This is a genomic window from Vibrio sp. 1402 (assembly GCF_033340275.1).
In genome coordinates this window covers 1-548 of sequence record NZ_JAWOWE010000587.1, presented here as the reverse complement: position 1 = coordinate 548, position 548 = coordinate 1, and the positions used below count along the sequence as shown (strand labels likewise).

The window sequence follows — 548 nt, the reverse complement described above, 5'->3', positions numbered from 1 at the left end:
AAAGTCTTCTAAACCAAGCGCTCAACTCTGATTTACTCAAACAAGGTGCTGGCGCCCTGGGTAAGCAAACTCAAAACATCAAATCATCATCCAGCTCTAGCCAGTTCAAAACTCTCGGCGCAGGAGCCATCGGTGGTGGATTGATTGGCATGCTTATGGGCTCAAAGAAAAGCAAAAAGATGGCGAAGAAAATGGGTTCTGGCGCGCTTAAAGTCGGTGGAGCGGCAGCACTCGGTGCACTTGCCTACAAAGTGTATAACGATTGGCAAGCTAAGCAGAGTGATCAAGGCGTCCATGACCCCTTCGATCCACAAGATAGCAAACACAGCGTATTAATTTTAAAAGCCATGATTGGTGCAGCCAAAGCAGATGGTCATGTCGATGATGTGGAAATGGCCCGAATTGAACAAGCCCTTACAGAAATGGGGGCAGATGAACATGTTCGTCAGTTGGTTCAGCAAGAGTTGCATAAGCCACTTGATCCAGTAGAAATCGCAAGCCAAGCGTCGACACCACAGCAAGCTTCTGAGATCTATTTAGCGTCACTC

The 548-nt window shown here is 47.6% G+C and carries 1 protein-coding gene; it reads left to right on the top strand.

From position 1 onward, the window contains the following. On the top strand, window positions 1–548 hold a 548-nt coding region (locus R7044_RS27395), incomplete at both ends, for a tellurite resistance TerB family protein (RefSeq protein ID WP_225456248.1).